1 protein-coding gene is annotated in these 2,389 nt (G+C 58.6%); it reads left to right on the top strand.

Features of this window, described 5'->3' with window-relative positions; genetic code table 11:
* Positions 1-191: 191 nt before the first annotated feature.
* Positions 192-2,389: TonB-dependent siderophore receptor (locus tag IQ273_RS32590; RefSeq protein ID WP_228054348.1), on the top strand; the 2,198-nt coding region annotated here is incomplete at its 3' end.

The following is a 2,389-nucleotide window of genomic DNA, read 5'->3' as shown; positions in this document are numbered from 1 at the left end:
CCAGAGACCTGGCACCCGCTACCGGATACCCTTCCCAAAAACTCCGGGGTGCGATCGCAAAAACTCCGGCTAGGGATCATTTCTTGCTTTAGCGCTCCCCACCGACCTGTATCTTGTTGAGAAGTATTCCTGATTGCCTCAAAGCCATGGGCTGCTAGGGCAGGGTTCTTAACGATTTAGCAGGTGGTGTGATGGGCGTTCGATTGCAAGGGTTGGTGTTGTTGGCGGGATGGCTGGCGCTGGTGCCGATGACGGCTCGGGCTGAAACGGCGTTGTCTTTAGCGGATGTAGCTCAGCCCAGCAGTCAGGCGGCGGATCTCAATCTGGCCCAGGGGGCGACGCAGATTACCGGGGTGCGGGTGGAAGCTGAAGGCGAGGGGCTGAGGCTGGTTCTAGATGCCGACGGGGCATTGGGAAACCCGGTGACCTCGGTGGTGGGTAACGCGCTGATAGCCGAGATTCCCAATGCAGTGCTGGCCCTGCCAGAGGGCGAGGGTTTTGAGCAGTTTGGCCCCACCGAGGGCATTGCCCTGGTGAGCGTGACCAATGAACCTGGGAATCGGGTGCGGGTAGCGATCACCGGCAGTGATGGGCCGCCAGCGGTGAATGTGAACACTGAGGCCACTGGGCTGGTGCTGGGAATTGCGCCCGGTGTGAGCTTGGCCGCTGGGGAGGATGAGGTCATCCGCATTGGGGTGACGGGGGAGGGTGATGAGGGTTATGCGCCCCGCAGTGCCACCTCGGCTACCCGCACCGATACGCCCCTGCGCGATACCCCGCGCACAATTCAAATTATTCCCGAACAAGTGCTGGAGGATCAGGGCATTACCCGCGTGAGCGATGCCGTGCGCAACGTCAGCGGCGTGGTGCAGGATGGCGGGTTTGGCAGTACCACCGACCAGCTCAATATTCGCGGCTTTTTTACTAGCGGTATTTTTATTGATGGGTTTAGGGGCGATGGCTCGGGGTTTGCCGAAACCGCCAACGTGGAACGCATTGAGGTGCTGCGGGGGCCAGCCTCGGTCTTGTTTGGCAATACAGAGCCCGGCGGCATTATCAACCTAGTCACCAAGCAGCCCCTCGACGAGCCGTTCTATGGCTTAGAACTTCAGGCGGGCAGCTATGGGTTTGTTCGCCCCACGGTCGATTTGACCGGGCCGCTGAATAGCGAACGCACCATTCTGTACCGCTTTAATGGGGCCTACGAACGCGCCGATGGCTTCCGCAACTTTGACCAAACCGTCAATCGCTATTTTGCTGCGCCGTCGTTGGCCTTTCGCCTGGGCGATGCCACAACGTTGAATCTAGACTTTACCTATCGCAACGACGAACGCCCCTTCGACCGAGGGTTTTTGGCCACCGGGCGGGGCATCGTAGACACCCCGCTGAGCCGCATTTTTGGGGAACCTGACGATGTTAGCCGCGTACAGGAATACGGAGCCGGATACCGTCTGGAGCACGAGTTTAGCGATCGCTGGCAGGTGCGCAACCAGTTTCGGCTGCTTTCGACCGACAGTTTTGACTATCGGGCCGAGCCAGTAGCCCTAGACGAAGCCACCGGCATTTTGACCCGAAACTTCCGCTCCAACGACGACCTTGGTGAGGTTTATTCGCTGCAAACCGATGTGCTGGGCAACTTTTCGACCGGCTCAGTTGAGCACAACCTGCTGATTGGGCTAGATCTGCGGCGACAGACTTCCGGCGGCACCCAGCGACGGCTACCGGGTGGGTTGACGCCCGACCTTGATATCTTTAACCCGGTCTATAACGTCATTGAGCGGCCCCCCCTCAGCGCCCTGACCGATGAGGTGCGGAATAATAGCGATCGCACCAATGCCCTCGGCCTCTTTGTGCAAGATCAGGTCCAAATACTCGACAACCTGATCGTGGTCGCTGGCGGACGGTTTGATGTGGTTTCGCAATACAGCCGCGATAACCGCACAGGTACCGACTCTGGTCAAGATGTGACGGCGTTTACCCCCACCGTTGGCGTAGTTTACCAGCCGATCGAGCCGATTTCGCTCTACGCCAACTTTGCGCGATCGTTTCAACCCAACTTTGGCACCAGCGTTGACGGCAGCTTTCTAGAGCCAGAGCGCGGCACCCAGTACGAGGTGGGTGTTCAAGCAGCTATCACCGATCGCCTAACCGCTTCCCTAGCTGCCTACAACATTACCAAAACCAACCTGGCCACCACCGACCCCGACAACCCTGATTTCAGCATTCCGATTGCTGAGCAGCGCAGTCGAGGCATTGATCTGAATCTGGCTGGCGAAGTTTTGCCTGGTTGGAATGTGATCGCGTCCTATGGCTATATCGATGCCGCCTACACCGAGGAATATTTTGGCTTACCCCCAGGCAGTCGGGTGCAAAACGTGCCCAACCACAC

Origin of the sequence: Nodosilinea sp. LEGE 07298 (assembly GCF_015207265.1) — a bacterium.
Taxonomy (GTDB): Bacteria; Cyanobacteriota; Cyanobacteriia; order Phormidesmidales; family Phormidesmidaceae; genus Nodosilinea.
The sequence above is the reverse complement of the archived record's forward strand: the minus strand, read 5'-3'. Positions and strand labels throughout refer to the sequence as shown.